This is a genomic window from Curtobacterium pomorum (assembly GCF_044497295.1).
In the GTDB taxonomy this organism is placed as follows: domain Bacteria; phylum Actinomycetota; class Actinomycetes; order Actinomycetales; family Microbacteriaceae; genus Curtobacterium.
Genome location: NZ_CP172409.1, coordinates 762,463 through 778,692, shown reverse-complemented (window position 1 = coordinate 778,692; position 16,230 = coordinate 762,463). Strand labels below are relative to the sequence as shown.

The following is a 16,230-nucleotide window of genomic DNA, read 5'->3' as shown; positions in this document are numbered from 1 at the left end:
AGCGTATCCGTAAGCGCTTACGGCATGCCCCTTCCGGCGGACCGAGATGCCTAGCACGGCCGTTGCGCCGCCTTGCGGTTGCCGCCCGAGGAATCGTCTGCTGCAAGTTCGGTTCACTGAGGACACGCCGCGTGCCCTCGGCTCGTCACGAATGCACATCCTGCCCCTCCTTCAACACCCCTCACGTTCGAACGCGGTAAGCGCTACATCCAGAAGCGACCCAAACTCGCTCCAAGGCGCACAATCGTCAGATCGTCCGCACCGCGCTCACTACCGGAGCGTCCGATCGCCGCCAATCGGGCGGAAGTTCGAGCGCCGTCATGGTGTCTACCCAATGCCGGTCGTCGCCCCCCGGCCAGGATCCTGGAGCAGTGGGGCCTGCGTAGACCCACTCGCTCCTCCACCCTGCACCACCAATAGCGAGCACCCATCCACTCGGAAGAACCCGCCAAGCTCGCCACCGCTGTGCATCTGAATCGGTCTGCACGGTGATGCCGTGTTCCGCCGGAAGCCCGTGCTTTGACGCATCGACAATGATGTCCGTCAGACCATCCGCATCACTCCAGTAGCGATGGTTGTTTCTTTCATATCGTCCCATCTCGCAGACACTGACCCACCGCAGACGCTCCTTGGTTTCGTGAAACTCTCGACGGTCGAGCTGCGCTCCTTTCGTATCCACACCGGTGAGCCCGGTGTTCGCTTCGAGCGTCGCGAGCCGCTGACGCTCCGCTTCGTCCTGCTGGTGAACTTCACGGCGAAATGTGCGCATGAAATACGAGGCCTCTCGGAAAGAGCGCGACGTCGCAACCTGGTTGTACCGCCCAATGAACCGCGAAGCGAGCTTCACGCTCATTCGCAGCCCCATGAACACGGCAATGCGCACGCGGATTGGCGACCGCGTCTCACTCGAGAATAGACGCAACCGCACAAATACCGTCTCGGCCACCATCAGGAAAGCAGCGACATAAAAGAAAGGAAGCAGGAGTGCCGGCAGCCAAACACCGAGGAGGAAGGAACGAAGCAGGCCGACCCAATCGAGCGCATCTCGGTCCCACATGATCGCGGCGGTGGTCCAGAAAATGAGACCCACGCCGATCACCGAGAGCAGGCCGCCGGTGACCTTGCGCACTGATGCCCATTCCCGCCTTGTTGCAGCCATGCTGTTGAGCACGACCAGAGCGGTCGCTACGACCTGAAGCAGGAGCTCCCCGACCAGCGGCAACGGCTCGACGTTCACGTAAAATTCAAGAAGGGCCACGAAGCCCAGCGCGTCGAGCACTAATCGGCGCACGATAGCCCCGCCGGTCTCCGCCTTCGGTACGCGGAACATCATCGGGATGGCGAAGGTGAGCGTGATGATGATTGAGTCCTTGAGCAGACTCAGGTCCCACAACGTCACGAGCGAGCCCAAGCGGAGGCAGACCGCGATCCAGCACAAGAGCGCAAGAAAACTGACTACCAGCTTCCAATGCAGCGCCCGGGCAATCGAACCAAATCCCTCTCGGAGAGGATTACGCGTCGCAGGCCAGGAAATCAGCGCGATGAGCGCAACCAAGAGCAGAATGAGCGAAGCAATTTCGCGGGTTGTGAGCAATTTTCCCCCTCACGCGCAAGCGTACTTTGGGCCGCCGACATCTCGACGTCCGTGGGTCCGCCGGGTCGAGGAGCCCGCGGCAAGCCGATAACGCTCATTCGGTCAGACGGCCGGTGGACGGCAGCGGAGCGTTCAGGCTCCGGACTTCCCAAGGCCATAGGTGTACTCGCCGCTGTCCCAGTTCACGGTCGCATTGAAGAAGTACCCGGACTGAGTGCCGTCCCCGTTGTCTTTATTCGCGGCGAAGCAATCAAAGGTCGTCGTGGTGTCGGTCAGGTCGTCCGTGGAACCGCTGACCGGGTTGCAACTCACCCCGGTGATGGGACCGTCGAGGAGCCCCTTCGTCACGTTGTCGTCGGCCATCTTCTTCACCGATGACTCCACTTCGGTGACTGTCTCTGTTCGAGCGGTTCGTTCGGCATCGTCGGCGGCTTCCTGCGCCGCTTCCTCAGCTTGACGCTGTTCGGCCCGCTCGCGTGCAGCCGTGGCCTTCTTCTGCGCTGCCTTCTGCTCCGCAGCGGCGACCTGCTGATTGTGCAGGACTGCTGCGGTCGCACCACCACCGCCCAGCACAACGAGCGCGGCGGCAATGATGCCAATGAGGAGAAGACGGCGGCGGCGCGGACCCGGCCTCCTGCTGTGGGTGAAGGTGGGCTCCTGCCTGTGCGAATCCTCGCGGTCTGCTGCCGGTGCCCCCTCATTCCGAGGTCGCGTCAGCCCGGTCCATTTCTCGCCGTCCCAGAGCATCTCACGGCCGGGATCCGACGGGTCGGGGAACCATCCAACAGGCATACTCACGTGAGTTAGGGTCGCAGAGCGCTGCACCGACGGGTAGCACCAAGACTGGGGACATACGTGCCGCCCCTCCCGCGGATCGGGGGTGTTCGAGCGTGATGCTTGCGCGGTCTCATAGCTCATGACCGGCACGTCAAAGCGCCGCCCGCGAAGGTGGACGGCGCTTTGCCTGCTGGGTCCTGGGGTGTTGATTGTCCGCAAGACCTGGCGCCTGCGGCTGCCGTCAAGAGGCTAGGTCGTCAACGGAGACGGTCGGACTCGTCAATGCTGGGTTCTGAATTGATGCGGGCCCCGGCCTGGTTCACCTCGCCGCGGGTTTCGCGCACCACACGATTGCGTAGATCCCGAACGTGATGATCGGGAGGAAGAAGACCGACGCGGCGGAGCGGCGCTTCAGCCCGGGAAGCCTTGGTCATGTTCAACAATGTAGGGGCTGGTGGCGGCGCGCTCTTGCCCCAGTTCATCGGCCGCCGCCGTCGGGAAACGGCTCCTCGCGGCGCGTCGGGACCTGCAGCAATGAACAGAACGCCACGCTCGCTATGCACACGCGCAGTGGTTCGCGCTTCAATGATCGTCGAACGCCTCCGCTTGCTCAAAGGCGGCCTGCCCCTGACTGAACTCGTTCACGGAGGAACTAGCGGTATCGCCACACTCCCCAGCCCGCCTCGACGAGAGCGTCGAACCGCTCGAAGCTGAGCCGGCCGTTCTGGTACAAGCGGTCTTGGGATTGCGTCCAGCGGCGCAGGCGTGGGGGCAGGGTGGCGTTGGGTCCATGCCGCTGAACGTGGTCCCGGATTTCTGAGATTCGCTCCACGGCTACCTTGCTGATCGCAGCGGCGTGCCACTGCCATCCGAGCAGGGTCTCGAGCTGTTGGCGGCGGTGCCCCGCGAGCTTCCCCCGCTTTGCGGCGCTTAGTTGCCTGCTCACCCAGCTTCCCAGCCGCACGCCTGATGGCGTTACGAAGTCCGCACTGATCAGCCCGGTCCCGGTCTCTCGTGCGACTGTTTCGAGTTCATGGAATCGCTCGTCCCAGCGCACATCGGCTGCGGTCCGCGACCAACCCGGCCGCTGGTTCAGAGCCTCGGCGAGGGCGACGTCAAACTCGCCGTGCTGAAACGCTCGCAAGACCTCCGCGACCCAGGCACCGAGTTCGCGACCCTCCTCGTCGACGTAGCGCTTCGGAACGGCTCCGTGCCCGTGGCTGTCAATGAATCGATCGAGGGCGGCGAGCCAACTACGGTCCGTCTCGCTGACCTCGGCGGGCTGCCGGGGCGTTCCGAACTCCGGAAACCAGTCTTCGTCGCCGAGGTCGAACGGAAGCCGTAGCGGGTCTGCGCTGTCCTGCCGGCTGGGTTCTGATGACGACACTGCTACTCGCTGACTCTCGTGGTTCAAGTCCGTCAACTACGGTACCGAATCCCTTCGTGCTCGGAGGTCGGGGTCAGGCGTGTGTCGGGCCCTGACGGTGACGAGGGGGCCGCGATGTCTCCTACGCCTGGTCGCGGAAGGTCCAGCTCTCGCTACCAATCCCCCGGCCCCCGATGCCGAGTGCCGAGTGCCGAGTGCCGAGCGGGCGTACCAGCCGCAGTCGTAGTTGAGGTTCGGAGGATCGTCTCGTCGGAGCTGCCGAGGAGCGTCACGTCCATAGTCGAAGCCTGCGTCGATTCGCCCTGCGGCGGGGTCTTGGCGTCGCTGGCCGGCGCATCCGCGTATTTGTCAGATGCGGAGAGCTTCACACGGGACAGCGCCGCCCTCCCGGTTCTGGGCGGGCGGCGCTTCGATGACCGTCGACTTGAGTGCTCTTAGCTCGTGGCGGGCTCCTGACTGCGGGTGGTGAGAATGACGTGCTCTTCGAGGGCGAGGTCCCAGAGCATCGTGACGTGGTGTCCGGCTGCCTGCTCGAACGCCAGGAGCAGGACGGCATCGGCCGCGGTGCGGCACCACCGCATGATGCCTGTCGTGAAGACGGCGTTGGCGGGGTCGGGCAGGGTCGGGTCGCCTTCGAACCGGTCGCGCTGCTCGGTGAGCAACGTTGCGGATTCGGTGTGCCAAAGCTTGTCGGCGAGGCCCTGACTGAGCGAGACCGTGAGACCCCGGCTGGCCTCGCTCTGGCGGTGGGCTCAGGTGGAGCTCGTGTTCTGCATGGGGACTTCCTTGTGTCATGTTGCGAGCTTGGAGGTGGGGCTGATGCTCGGGTGATCCGTTCACCGTCCTTGCATCGAGTGGTTCTATGCCAGGCGTTCACGGCCAGCCGGGCGCGACCGTGACCGGGACAGGCGTGGTTGCGGAATCGCGTCCTACGCCGCGTCTCGACGGTGTCGGGTCCAGACGGCGAACTCCCACTCGACCCACTGCTCGGCCCGGTGCTGGGAGTCGTCGCGGACGTACCAGCCAGCGTCGACGTTGCGCTCGGGGAGGACGGCGGGCGCGGCGAGGGCCTTGGGTGCCTCGTGGGTGGTCGAGGGTGACGACGGGGTGGGAGGGAGGGCGGTGGTGGTCGCGTTCGCCAGGGAGCCCGGGTCGACGTCGGCATCGGAGGAGCCGGAGCGGAGCACGTGGTGGGGTGCAGGGTTCAGGCGGAATGCGTGGTTGTAGCCGATGCAGTGGATCGGAGCGGTGACGGCTTCGTAGGGCGGCCGCAAGGTGTCCATCGGCTCCGTCTTCTCGCCGAGGACGTCGTGGTACGGGTTCAGCGCCGTGTCGTCCCACCGGAGCAGTGCGGTCGCGGTGATCGCGTTCGCGTTCTTGAACTCGGAGTCGTTGAACTTGTCGGCCTTGTCCTGGTTGGCGGCGACCGGCAACAAGGGCGACGTGCCCCACTCGAGTGCGTACTCGCGCAGGCGGAGGAGTCGTTCGGAGCACCAGGTGCCGGTGAGGGTGCTCGGCGCGCCGAGACGCGTCGCCCAGCGGGCGTGCTCGAGCTGGTTCCACGTGTAGGCGTGGTCGTGCTGGTCGAGGCGGGTGCAGATGTTGAGGGGGTGGACCGGGAGCTGGGTGTAGTTGCGCATTGGGGTTCTTTCTTGGTTGGTGTGGAGGCTGTTCCGTCCACTCCTGCTCTGTGCTCGCTGAAGATCACGAGCTGTGCCGTTTTGGCCTGCAGGGACTCGTTTCGGTCGGTTTAGGGCGGAAGCGGCCGGTATCTGACCGCATTCAGCCCCGAAATGGGGGCGCCGGAGCCCGATTACGGGCTCGTGCGTGCCAGGCGGACGCTCAGATCGGCGGAAGGTTTCCTGTCCGTGGACCCCACCGACGCGCAAGGGCTGACGTGCGCCGTTGCCGCTCCTAGCGTTCGGGTATGAGCGTCCACGAGCCAGTTCCCCCGATGGGAGCCAACCCGATGACGAACGTTCTCGAGCGGCTCGCCACGAGTGACCACCGACCATCGGATGATGCGGCGCAGCCGTACTTCTGCACCCGCGAGTCCGACCGATCCGGTCCGGTGGTTCGTCGACGTGATGACGGCCACGTCGTCGCCACGGCTGGTGTTGGCGTTCCGGTCGCCACCGTTGTCCCGGCGCCGAGGGCGATGCCACGCACCGGGTCCGGGGCCGGTTCCGCGCATACCGCGGGCGACGCCGACGATGAGGAGACATCGGCATGACCAAGAGCCGTGACAGTGCGAGTACCCCGACAACGGGTCAGGGGCCGAAGGGAGGCGAGGGGGCGGAGCTTCCAGCGCAGCAGCTCACCGCTATCCGCGGTCTCGCCCACATCCCGTTCACCTCCGTCCGCGACGAACCGCCCGCGGGGATGCAGGAGCTCTACGCCGAGGTGCACGACGGGCAGGCGCTGATCCCGGGGTTGAAGATGGGCGTCGGCGCCCTTGTCGTTCAACGCTGGGACCACACGTACGCGGCTTCTGGGTGGACGCTCTACGGCGCCGACCTGACCCTCGACATCGGTCACCCCTTCGGGGCGCTGTTCTACCGCAACGACGACGACGGTCGGGTGCTCCGCGTCGGCGTGCAGTGGCATGCCCCGGTGCAGCAGCTCGAGTTTCCGGCCCTGCATCCGTCGAAGCCGGAACTCAGCAGCGACTGCTCCGAACACGAGGTTGACGAGGTCGTCCTCGACGCGCGCAGCCGCATCGGCGTGCTTGTCGCGACGAACGCGTTGATCGGGTCGTGGGTCGCGACGACCGAAAGTGAGGACGCGATCCTCGACGCCTCCGGTCTGGGCTTGCAGCGCATCGCCGAAGCGCCGAAAGCCGGTGCCGATGCCGATGCCGATGCCGATGCTTGACCGGCAGTGGGTGCAGGACATCCGACACGAGCAGACGATTCTGTCGTTACCGTTCGGGCTCGGGTGGACGATCGACATCACCGACACCCTCACCGCACTCGGCGCCGCCGGCATGCCCGCAAAGGTTGAGGCGTTCGACCGGCTCCGGTTCGAGGACGGGCGGACCGGGTTCCTGTCGACACCGGACCCGACGACCACCATCACTGACGGCGCACCGGACAGTCGCGACGCGGATCTGCTCGTCCTGCCTGGCGGGTCGGAAGGAGGTGTGTTGTCCCTGGCTCGACGGTATCCGGACTTGGTGGTGGTGAATGGGAAACGGCAACGCGTGTGGGCGGACGGCCGGCAGGTGTCCGGCTCATCGATGCAGCGGGACGCGACGCCAGGATGGCGGAACGTGTTCGCCATCGCCCGCACCATCACTATCGACGGCGGTGGCACCAACGAGATCGCAGCGCGCACCGGGCTGCCGGTCGAGCATGTTCGCGCGGCGCTGCTGACGCTCGGCGAGCACGTGGTCCACACGCCCATCGGTTGGGAAGCCCACGACCGATCAGCTCTCGCGGACTGGGTCCTTGCGGCGTATCCGGGTCCTGGCGGGATCCGCACCTGCTGGAAGCGAGATGCGACCTTCGACGAGCAGGCGGTTGAACTCATCGGGCTGGGTGGGGTGATGTCGGACCGGTGGGCGGCGCACCAGTCGTGGCCGAAGGTTCCACCGAACCGGTTGACGGCGTTCTTCGCCACCCATCCCGACATGGCAGCGCTCGGGTACGAGCCCGCCAGTGCTGACGAAGCAACCGTGAAGATCCTGATCCCACAGGACACGACGATCTTGTCCCCGCCGAACCTTGGCTGCTGCACGGATGAGTTCATCACCGCGTCCGTGATCTGGCAGGACGGGTACACGGACGCGCACACGGATGCGGTGAACGCGCTGCGGTCGCTGCTGCACTTCCGCGCCGACACCGCCTACGACCTCCGCTGGATGCACGTCCAATGACCGGCGAAGCGAAGGAGAGCCGCCCGGTGGGGCTGCAGCTGGTGTCCCTGACGTTGGCGTTCGACGACACCCGATTCTTCGGCGCCACCATCTTCACCGCCGCGAACGATCCCGACGGGCCGTGGGCGACGGTCCTAATCGACCACGCGGACGAGGAGCCCTGGTTCCGCCTCACCACCACCGACCCGACCGGGAGCGACGTGTCGGATGCGGCGATGGCGGAAACGGACCGGCTGATGCGGTTCATCCTCACTGAGCAGCCGGAACGCATCGGCCGAACCCGAACCACCCCACCGCCGAGCTGACCACCGGTCCCGCTCGTACACGACTCTCTGGAGGTACCCAAATGATGCGTCTGGTTTCCCTGCACCTCTCGAACGACCGGATCCTCTGGGGGCATGTCCTCCTCGAGGACACCGATGACCCGGAAGCGTCGATGGCGCGGATCATGATTGAACACAGTGAGAAGGAGCCCGGTTACGAGCTCGTTGATCGGAACCGGCGTCGTCTCACCGACCTGACCGTCCCCGCGACACGGGAGGCGAACCGCATCGTCCAAACCCTCCTCATCCCAGCGTCCGAGATCGCGAAGCGGGAGAAAGCGGTCCGTGAAGTCATCCACTCCGGCTACCTCGAAGGGTTCCCGGACGACATGCCCTGGCAAGCCCAGTTGTGGATGTACGCCCGGGGTGAGATCAGCATCGACCAGCTCCAGGCCTACACCGACAAAGACCGCCAAATCGCAGGCACACCCGGCACCGCTCCTGCCGATGGCGCTGACGTGCCCGAGGAATGGTGGCAGGCCACCCAGGCCCGCATCCGCCGGCACCTGCTGGAGACGACCCTCACCGAAGCGGAAGCCGCCGCCGCGCTGCAGATCAGCATCGACGACGTCGGTGAACTGTTCGGGTCGAACCGGCTGACCAGCTTCGACCTCGACGGCGAAGAACGCATCCCCAACTGGCAGATCGTGAAGCCCGCCCTGCCCGAGTTCGGCGACCCATCCTCTCTGCTGCCGGGCCTTGACGTGCTCTTCGCGGCCGCCCCGCAGCGGCTCCTCGACTCGGCGGCGATGACCGAATTCATGACCACACCCCGCCAGTTCCTCAACGTCGACGACGTGCCCCTGACACCGCTGGCCTGGATGCAGCAAGGCCGGCCACTCGCCACCGTCATCGCCTTATTCCGCGGACGGCGGTGGCGCTGGTGACCACCCGACCGGAGCTGTTCCTGCTCACCGTCGCGTTCGACATGGCCGGCACCCACGGACACATGTACTTCCGCGACCCACCCGACACCGAACTCCGGCAGGTCCTCGTCAGCAGCACCGACAGCGACGGCGGCTACCGCTGCGAACCAGCACACGGTGACACCCGCGACGGATGGGAGCCGTTCCTCACCGAAGCGAGTTGGCTCATGGCGCTCATCCGCCCGGACACCCCGGACGAGCGCCGCTGATGGGACCCGCACTGCAATGGGTCGCCGACGCCTACGCGGGACGTCCGCACATCACGCTCCCGTATGGGCTTGGCGAGACCGCGGACCTCACCGACGCGCTCGCTGTCCTCAAACTCGCCGGCCTGAACGCGGTCGTCGAGTCCCACGACACGCTCCGCCTCGTAGACGGCCGCAGAGCCCGCCTCCACACCGCCACGAAGAACCCCCGCACCGAACAGCAGAAGGACTCTGAACTGATCCTGCTGGTACCGCGGGTGCTGTCACCGTCGCTGATCGCGCTCGCGGAACAGAACCCGAACGTCCTCCTCGTTGACGTCGAGCGACGGCGCCTTTGGGCGGACGGGAAGCAGCGGTTGGGTAGCTGGGATCGGTGGAAGGACGCCGCCCCGATCTACATCACATTCGCTGTGGCACGGATGCTCGCCGTGAACGGGGCCACCTTCGACGAACTTGTCGAACGTGGAGGATTCATGCCGGGGCAGGTGGATGACGCACTCGCACGACTTGGCAAACGCGTGCACAGGACCAGCATCGGATGGGAATCCCGTCAGGTCGGCGGCCTCGTGGACTTTTCGATCGCGTGCTATCCCGGGGTGGGTGGAATCCGCGCGAGATGGCGGTCAGCGTTGCCGATTCAGCATCAAGCAGAAGTTCTGATCGGTGCGGGCTGCCTGATGTCGGGCAGGTGGGCAACCGAACGCGACGCATCCCGGTTCCGGCCCGACCACGTTCCGCCGCCGTTCCGCCTCGTCGCCTACGCCCCGGCCGAGATCGACATGCCCGGACTCGGCTTCGAACCCGAAGACCACGACTACGCCGGTACCGAACTCATCATCCCCGCCGACCCCACCATCTTCCCCACCGCGAAAGCAGCCGGGTACAGCAACCACACGGACGACTTCATCACCGCCAACACACTCCTCCGCGCCGACACCCGCAACGACGACGACAACAAAGCCCTCCACGACATCCGCAACCGGCTCCAGTTCCTCGCCGACACTGTCTACGACCTCCGCTGGAATCTTCCATCGTGACCAACACCAAACCGAGATGAGAATCGACAACACGCTGGCAGCGTCACGAGCCCCCGAGCTCCTGCCCTCCCTACTGCTGGCCCCGGACGCGAACGCCGAGGAGGAGCTCTGGTACCGCGACAACGACACCCGCACCGCGTGGGAGCCGCTCAACAACCTGCCGCAGGCGAAGGACATCATCCGTGCACGCACCCCGCAGAACCCGTGGGCGGCGATCATGCGCACCTTCGACCTCGACGACGCCGGCACGTTCGGCAGCGTCAACACCTTCGAAGTCCTCGGCTGGGCAGACCGCGTGTACGTCTGCGGCGATGTCTCCAGAGTCGGGTACCAGTGGCGGTGGTCGTGCTGGCCCGTCACCGCACGACCAGACGGTGGCGCCAGGACCCGAGTCGGGCCGCGCTGGTACCAGGCCGACGTATACGAGGCGCAGGTCGTCACGGTCAACGACGCCATCGCTCAGCTCGTTCCAGCACTTCATGCGCTCCCCGAGGTCCCGAATCAGGCGCCCGGGTTCCTGTGGCTGCCGCGGGAACTCGACGTGGCGTTGAATCAACACTTGCGGACACCGATCGACGGGTAGCCGATTGGGGCAACCGGGGAGACGTGCCCTCGAGTGGGGCATTGCAGCCGAGTCGAAAGCCTCCATACGCTTCGACCGTGGCCGCCTTGCTCGTCGTCCTATGCGCATTGGTGATCGCGTACTTCGCCGTCCGCGCGCTCCGGCACCAATCGAAACGGGCTCCGCTTTCATCCACCCCGCCGGACACGACCTCGCAGCCAGCGAAGCCGAAGGTAGCGACCGGGGCGCCCGCTGCAACGCTGCAAGCGGCAGCACAAGAACGTCGGGAGCGTCACCCCGACTTCAGCGACGCCGAGGACCTCACGTCGCTGGCCGCTTCCCGGTTCCGAGTCAAGGGCACCTTCGCCTACGTGCCGGACCGGCACCGCCACTCCGTCGGCGGGCACGAGTACTGGCTCGTGCGCGAACCACGGAACCGACATGACAACAACGCCGTCGCCGTCTGGGACGCCACACGAAAAGTCGGCCACATCTCCGCAGCCAAGGCACGCCTGTTCGCACCAGAGCTTGACCGCATCGGCGCGGCAGCGTTCCGCGTTCGCGGCGAACCACCAACCGACCGGATCTCGCTCTTCGTTCACCTGCCGAACATCGCCGGCGTCCGCGGCCACCCACCCGTCAAACGGGAATCCCCCTGACCAGGGGCGCCCTGCGAACGCGATCCGCCACACTCCGTAAGGGGCCGCTTGACGGGCATCGGACTTCGCCGCATAGCTCCCCATGTGACTGACAACTCGCTTGAGAACTCGCGCTTCAACGCGGAGACCGCAGCCAAGCCCCTCACGCTGACCGGCGCCGCAGAACTCCTCGCACAGATGACCGTCGGTAGCGTCCTCGTGGTCAGCGAGACTCGCGACAACGCTCGCTTCGTCCTCCTCCGCACGGAGCACCATGGACGTCCGCACTGGTGGAGTGCCTTTCTAAACCGCCCCCTTCGTCAGCGACGCACTGTTCGACATCGCCGATCTCCTCGGACGCTCCGCCGCCCACGCGGTGCTCGTGGGGACAGGCTCTGACCGCTTGTTCGATCTACCCGACAACGCACCCGACGGTCCATACAGCTACACCGCCCGAGTACCCACCTGGCGCGGTGAGCTGCTTCTCGATCTCGGCCGCACAGCGCCAGATAGAACGGTCCTCGCCATCTACGCCGACGCGCAACCCTTCGCCGTCGTTGAACCGGGGCGAAACACGTGGAGCGTCGCCTCGGAGGGTTCGACCTCCCTGCTCACCGACGAGGCGCGGCAAGTACTTGTGGGACGTCGCTGCACGCTATTCAGCGTTTGACAGTGCGGATCAGCTCGACCGCTCCTCGGCTCGATGCCGCACCGCACTCCGCAACACCCATGCCGTCAGCTTCGTCTCGCCGCGACCCGCTTCCACCCAGACCGCATCACGAGTCATGCTTCGAGCGACCGCATCATCTCGGCGAATAAGCCTGTCCGGCAGCTGGAACCAGGCGTACACCGGCATCGGCTGCTCAAGCTCCCGCACGTCCTCGCCTCGCGCCTCTTCCTCAAGCGAGAACGGCTGCGGCGGCACCCAACGATTCGAACGACGACGACCTACGGGACGGATCGTACGAGCGAGGACTGACGCTGGCGGCCCGCCCGTATAGGGCACCCGAAATGAGATTCGATGCGGACCACCTATGTGCGACGGAGCTGCCCGGCGCCACGTAGGACGGAACGGCTCACCGCCCCGAGTCAGCGAAGTGCCCAGCCAACGACCGGCTGTCGGGACGGAGTGAACGTCACCGCACCTCGTCAGTCTGCAAACGTGGATGACCTATGGTGTGAGCAGCTTTGCTCCGTGTCGTGAGTCGGACTTCGCTCCGTGTCGGGTTGGCCGGTTGCTACGGCTGCAGGAGCTCTCGCTCGATGCGTTCCGCGACGGCGTCCCGCATCGGTCGCACGTCGTCTGGCGACCAGGAGGTCGGGTCAGGGAACGACCACTCCAGGACCGTGCCGCGTGGTTCTGCAGGCAGCTCAAGGCCGGGCTTCATAAGGACGACGATGTCCGCCTGTTCGAGTAGGTCGGGCGTCACGCGCCGGGGTATGCGTCCGGTGATGTCGAGGCCGAGCTCGTCCACGGTCGCGGCGATCGAGGGGTTCAACTCGTCGGCTGGGCTGATGCCGGCGGAGGTGGCCGTGTACCGGTCGGGTGCGGCGAGTTCGAGGAGTGCTGCGCCGAGCTGGGAGCGGCCGGCGTTGTGCTTGCAGATGAACAGGACAGTGGGCTTCGTGGTCATGGACGCAGGTTCGGTCAGTTGGTGCAGCACGAGGTGTTGCCGGTAGCCGAGTCAGGCGGAGTGCAGCAGGCAGCGTCCTCAGCTGCGGGAGTGGCAGTGGCGGCCGGGGTGGTGCAGCAGGAGCTGCCACCGATGTCGGTGGAGCAGACACCCGTTTCGGGGAGGACGAGTTCGAGCTGTCGGGCTCCGGTGTGGTCTCCGGCGAGTTCGGCGGCGATGGAGCGGACCTGCTCGTAGCCGGTGAGGAGCAGGAACGTGGGGGCTCGGCCGTAGGACTTCATCCCGGCGATGAAGAAGTTCGGCTCCGGGTGCGCAAGCTCCGCGACGCCGTGCGGGGGCACGGACCCGCAGGAGTGCAGGTTCGGGTCGATCAGTGGTGCGAGGGCGCGGGGTGCTTCGACGATGTCGTCGAGGCCGAGCCGGATTTCGCGGAGCATGTCGAGGTCGGGCCGGAACCCGGTCGCGTTCACGATGACATCGACGGTCACCGCGAAGGGCTCGCCGGCGCGACGTCCGGTGATGGTGACTTGGTCGCCGTCGGGTTGGACGTCGTCGATCTCGTACGAGGCGATCTGCTGCACTTGACCGGATTCGACGAGCCCGTGGACGGTGGACCCGAGCTGCCCGCGGGCGGCGAGGCCGTCGGCGGCGTCGGCGCCGAGCCGGGCGGTGCCGGCGTTTCGGACAGCCCACAGCACGTCGGTTCCCGGCGCGGTCTTGGCGAGGCTGGCGAGCTTGATGAGCGTGTTCGCTGCGGAGTGGCCGGCACCGACGACGAGGACCCGACGACCGGCGAACCGGGCCCGGTCGGCGCCGAGGACGTCAGGCAGTGCGTGGACGACCCGGTCGCCGAGGTCCGCGGCGGGTGCGAGGCCGGCGGCAGTGAGGGGGTTCGGGGACGTGTAGGTGCCCGAGGTGTCGACGACCGCACGCGCAGTCACGTCAGTGACGCCGTCGGCGGTGTGGAGGCGGAGCAGGAATGGGGTGTCGGCTCGGCCGGTGGAGCGGGTGCGGTCCATGCCCTGCCGGGATACCGCTTCCACGCGGGTGCCGTACTGGATCACCGGTGCGAGCTGCGGGGTCGCTGCCAGGGGTGCCAGGTACGTGTCGACGAGGTCGTGGCCAGTGGGCAACGACGCCGCTCGAGGTGCTTCCCAGCCGGTGGCTTCCAGGAGGCGCTGGGCGGCAGGGTCGATGACGTACTGCCACGGGGAGAACAGCCGCGTGTGCCCCCAAGCGCGAACGCTCGTCCCCACGGTCGGCCCAGCTTCGTAGACGACGACATCGAGGCCGCGCTCAAGGAGGTGCGCGGCGGCAGCGAGGCCGACGGGGCCGGCACCAATGATCGCGACGGGGAGTCCGGTGAGGCGGTCCGCGTCGGTCCGGGGTGGGACGGTGAGGGTGAGCGTCATGGTCTGCGGCTTCCTGGTCGTTACGCGGTTGCTTCGGCGGGCAGCAGCTCGGCGAGGAGCGTCTGGACGCGGTGCTTGATGTCGTCGCGGATGGGGCGGACGTCCTCGATGCCGCGGCCGGCGGGGTCGGTGAGTTCCCAGTCCTCGTACCGCTTCCCGGGGAAGATCGGGCAGGCGTCGCCGCATCCCATGGTGATGACGGCGTCGGAGTCGCGGACGGCGTCGGTGGTGAGGATCTTCGGCTGGTTGCCGGCGATGTCGATGCCGTCTTCGGCCATCGCCTGGATCGCGATCGGGTTGATCTGGTCCTTCGGCGCACTGCCGGCGGAGATGACCTCGACGCGGTCGCCGCCGAGGGCCTGGGCGTAGCCGGCGGCCATCTGGGAGCGTCCGGCGTTGTGGACGCAGACGAACAGGATCGTGGGCTTGTTGCTCATGGGTGTGTGTCTTTTCGGGTTCAGTGGATGAGGGTGAGCCAGCCGGCGAGGGCGGCGAGGGTGATGGCGAGGACGGGGATGGTGAGGACGATGCCGGTGCGGAAGTACTGCCCCCACCCGATGTGGATGCCCTTCTTCTCCAGCACGTGCAACCACAACAGCGTCGCGAGGGATCCGATGGGGGTGATCTTCGGGCCGAGGTCGGAGCCGATGACGTTGGCGTAGACCATCACGTCGTGCGTCAGCCCGGTCGCTCCGGCACCGCTGATGGCGAGGGCGGCGATGAGGACGGTGGGCATGTTGTTCATCAGTGACGCGAGGATCGCGATGGTGAACCCGACGCCGAGCGCGGTGACGAGGACCCCGTGGTCACCGAACACGTCGAACAGCTTCGCGAGGTGGTCGGTGAGCCCCTGGTTCTGGAGGCCGTAGACGACGAGGTACATGCCGATGGAGAACAGCACGATCTGCCACGGCGCCTCCCGGATCGTCTTCCACACCGGAATCACCCGCCCCGACGCTGCACTTGGTTCGGTGCCGCCGGCGGTGACGGTGGCGGTGCCGCGGGTGCTGACGAGGACCGGCGCTGCCTCGGCCCGGGCGAAGAGGAACGCGGGCTGCCGGGCCGCCACGGCGACGATGACGACCGCCCCGACACCGGCGACGGCCGCGAGCGGGACGCCGAGGGGGTCGGCGGCGAAGTAGCCGACCAGCAGCAGCGCCAGGACGACCCAGCCGGCGCGGAACGTCGCCCGGTCCGTGATCGCGGCGGCGGGGCCGGTGAGGGCGAGGACGTCGTACCGCTTCGGGATGCTCTTGCCGAAGTAGAGCAGCAGCATGCCGAGGGATGCGAGGACGGAGACGATGCCGACGGGGATCATGACGGCCGCGTACTCGGCGAAGCCGAGGTGGAAGTAGTCGGCGGAGACGATGTTGACCAGGTTCGACACCACCAGCGGCAGGCTGCCGGTGTCGGCGATGAACCCGGTGGCGAGGATGAACCCGAGCGCCGCCTTCTGCGGCATGTTCAGTGCCCGAAGCATGCCGACGACGATCGGGGTGAGGATCAGCGCGGCCCCGTCGTTGGCGAACACCGCCGCGATGACAGCGCCGAGGCCCACGATCAGCACGAACAGCAGCCGTCCGTTGCCGCGGCCCCACCGGGCGACGTGGAGGGCAGCCCACTCGAAGAACCCGGCCTCGTCGAGGATCAACGAGATCAGCACCACCGCGACGAACGTCAGTGTCGCGTTCCACACGATCCCGACCACGGTCGGGATGTCGGAGAGGCCGACGACGGTGGTGGCGAGGGCGATGACGGCGCCGATGAGCGCGGTGTAGCCGATCGGGAACCCCTTGGGCTGCCAGATCACCACCACGAGCGTCGCGACGAAGATCACCGCAGCGACCACAGCCATCA

At 66.6% G+C, this 16,230-nt stretch carries 19 protein-coding genes; 8 read left to right on the top strand and 11 right to left on the bottom strand.

Going from position 1 to position 16,230, the window contains the following annotated elements; translation table 11 throughout:
* Positions 1-247: 247 nt before the first annotated feature.
* The 6 genes from ACGH48_RS03810 to ACGH48_RS03785 all read right to left on the bottom strand — a co-directional run bounded on the left by ACGH48_RS03810 (position 248) and on the right by ACGH48_RS03785 (position 5,398).
* The gene (locus ACGH48_RS03810; RefSeq protein WP_396290231.1) at positions 248-1,594 is read right to left on the bottom strand and encodes a hypothetical protein; all 1,347 of its coding nucleotides are present in this window, start codon (positions 1,592-1,594) and stop codon (positions 248-250) included.
* A gap of 132 nt (positions 1,595-1,726) precedes the next feature.
* A complete protein-coding gene (locus ACGH48_RS03805; protein ID WP_396291159.1) occupies positions 1,727-2,386 on the bottom strand; it encodes a DUF2510 domain-containing protein in 660 nt (219 codons plus the stop codon).
* A gap of 304 nt (positions 2,387-2,690) precedes the next feature.
* Positions 2,691-2,744, bottom strand: a complete 54-nt coding sequence (locus ACGH48_RS03800) for a hypothetical protein (RefSeq protein WP_396291158.1) — start codon at positions 2,742-2,744, stop codon at positions 2,691-2,693.
* A 279-nt stretch (positions 2,745-3,023) separates the two neighbouring features.
* Positions 3,024-3,794 (bottom strand): helicase associated domain-containing protein, encoded by a 771-nt coding sequence (locus ACGH48_RS03795; RefSeq protein WP_396290229.1) that lies wholly within the window; start codon positions 3,792-3,794, stop codon positions 3,024-3,026.
* Between the two features lie 398 nt (positions 3,795-4,192).
* A complete protein-coding gene (locus ACGH48_RS03790) occupies positions 4,193-4,420 on the bottom strand; it encodes a hypothetical protein (protein WP_396290228.1) in 228 nt (75 codons plus the stop codon).
* Between the two features lie 267 nt (positions 4,421-4,687).
* The gene (locus ACGH48_RS03785; RefSeq protein WP_396290227.1) at positions 4,688-5,398 is read right to left on the bottom strand and encodes a hypothetical protein; all 711 of its coding nucleotides are present in this window, start codon (positions 5,396-5,398) and stop codon (positions 4,688-4,690) included.
* Positions 5,399-5,987: 589 nt separating this feature from the next.
* On the opposite strand from ACGH48_RS03785, the gene ACGH48_RS03780 reads away from it, so the two are divergent.
* From ACGH48_RS03780 to ACGH48_RS03745, 8 genes are all read left to right on the top strand, one after another.
* A complete protein-coding gene (locus tag ACGH48_RS03780) occupies positions 5,988-6,632 on the top strand; it encodes a hypothetical protein (RefSeq protein ID WP_396290226.1) in 645 nt (214 codons plus the stop codon).
* On the top strand, positions 6,607-7,635 hold the full coding sequence (locus ACGH48_RS03775; RefSeq protein WP_396290225.1) for a hypothetical protein: 1,029 nt from the start codon (positions 6,607-6,609) through the stop codon (positions 7,633-7,635). Before ACGH48_RS03780 ends, ACGH48_RS03775 begins: the two co-directional genes overlap by 26 nt.
* Entirely contained in the window at positions 7,632-7,940 is a 309-nt protein-coding gene (locus tag ACGH48_RS03770; protein WP_396290224.1) for a hypothetical protein, read from the top strand. Before ACGH48_RS03775 ends, ACGH48_RS03770 begins: the two co-directional genes overlap by 4 nt.
* A gap of 41 nt (positions 7,941-7,981) precedes the next feature.
* Positions 7,982-8,845 (top strand): hypothetical protein, encoded by an 864-nt coding sequence (locus tag ACGH48_RS03765; RefSeq protein WP_396290223.1) that lies wholly within the window; start codon positions 7,982-7,984, stop codon positions 8,843-8,845.
* Positions 8,842-9,093 carry a hypothetical protein gene (locus tag ACGH48_RS03760; RefSeq protein ID WP_131921206.1) on the top strand — a complete coding sequence of 84 codons (252 nt, stop codon included), beginning with the start codon at positions 8,842-8,844 and terminating at the stop codon, positions 9,091-9,093. Before ACGH48_RS03765 ends, ACGH48_RS03760 begins: the two co-directional genes overlap by 4 nt.
* Positions 9,093-10,127 carry a hypothetical protein gene (locus ACGH48_RS03755; RefSeq protein ID WP_131921207.1) on the top strand — a complete coding sequence of 345 codons (1,035 nt, stop codon included), beginning with the start codon at positions 9,093-9,095 and terminating at the stop codon, positions 10,125-10,127. The genes ACGH48_RS03760 and ACGH48_RS03755 overlap by 1 nt, the downstream gene beginning before the upstream one ends.
* 16 nt (positions 10,128-10,143) lie before the next feature.
* Positions 10,144-10,710 carry a hypothetical protein gene (locus ACGH48_RS03750; RefSeq protein ID WP_165901037.1) on the top strand — a complete coding sequence of 189 codons (567 nt, stop codon included), beginning with the start codon at positions 10,144-10,146 and terminating at the stop codon, positions 10,708-10,710.
* A 77-nt stretch (positions 10,711-10,787) separates the two neighbouring features.
* On the top strand, positions 10,788-11,348 hold the full coding sequence (locus ACGH48_RS03745) for an HIRAN domain-containing protein (RefSeq protein WP_159573340.1): 561 nt from the start codon (positions 10,788-10,790) through the stop codon (positions 11,346-11,348).
* A gap of 658 nt (positions 11,349-12,006) precedes the next feature.
* On the opposite strand, the gene ACGH48_RS03740 is transcribed toward ACGH48_RS03745, so the two are convergent.
* The 5 genes from ACGH48_RS03740 to ACGH48_RS03720 form a co-directional block, all read right to left on the bottom strand.
* Complete coding sequence (locus ACGH48_RS03740; protein WP_123293751.1) at positions 12,007-12,252, bottom strand: hypothetical protein; 246 nt, start codon at positions 12,250-12,252, stop codon at positions 12,007-12,009.
* A 313-nt stretch (positions 12,253-12,565) separates the two neighbouring features.
* On the bottom strand, positions 12,566-12,961 hold the full coding sequence (locus tag ACGH48_RS03735; RefSeq protein ID WP_123293750.1) for a low molecular weight phosphatase family protein: 396 nt from the start codon (positions 12,959-12,961) through the stop codon (positions 12,566-12,568).
* 14 nt (positions 12,962-12,975) lie between these two features.
* Positions 12,976-14,373 carry an FAD-dependent oxidoreductase gene (locus tag ACGH48_RS03730; RefSeq protein ID WP_131921209.1) on the bottom strand — a complete coding sequence of 466 codons (1,398 nt, stop codon included), beginning with the start codon at positions 14,371-14,373 and terminating at the stop codon, positions 12,976-12,978.
* Between the two features lie 20 nt (positions 14,374-14,393).
* Entirely contained in the window at positions 14,394-14,810 is a 417-nt protein-coding gene (locus ACGH48_RS03725) for an arsenate reductase ArsC (protein ID WP_123937942.1), read from the bottom strand.
* Between the two features lie 20 nt (positions 14,811-14,830).
* Entirely contained in the window at positions 14,831-16,228 is a 1,398-nt protein-coding gene (locus tag ACGH48_RS03720) for an arsenic transporter (RefSeq protein WP_396290222.1), read from the bottom strand.
* Positions 16,229-16,230: the final 2 nt, after the last annotated feature.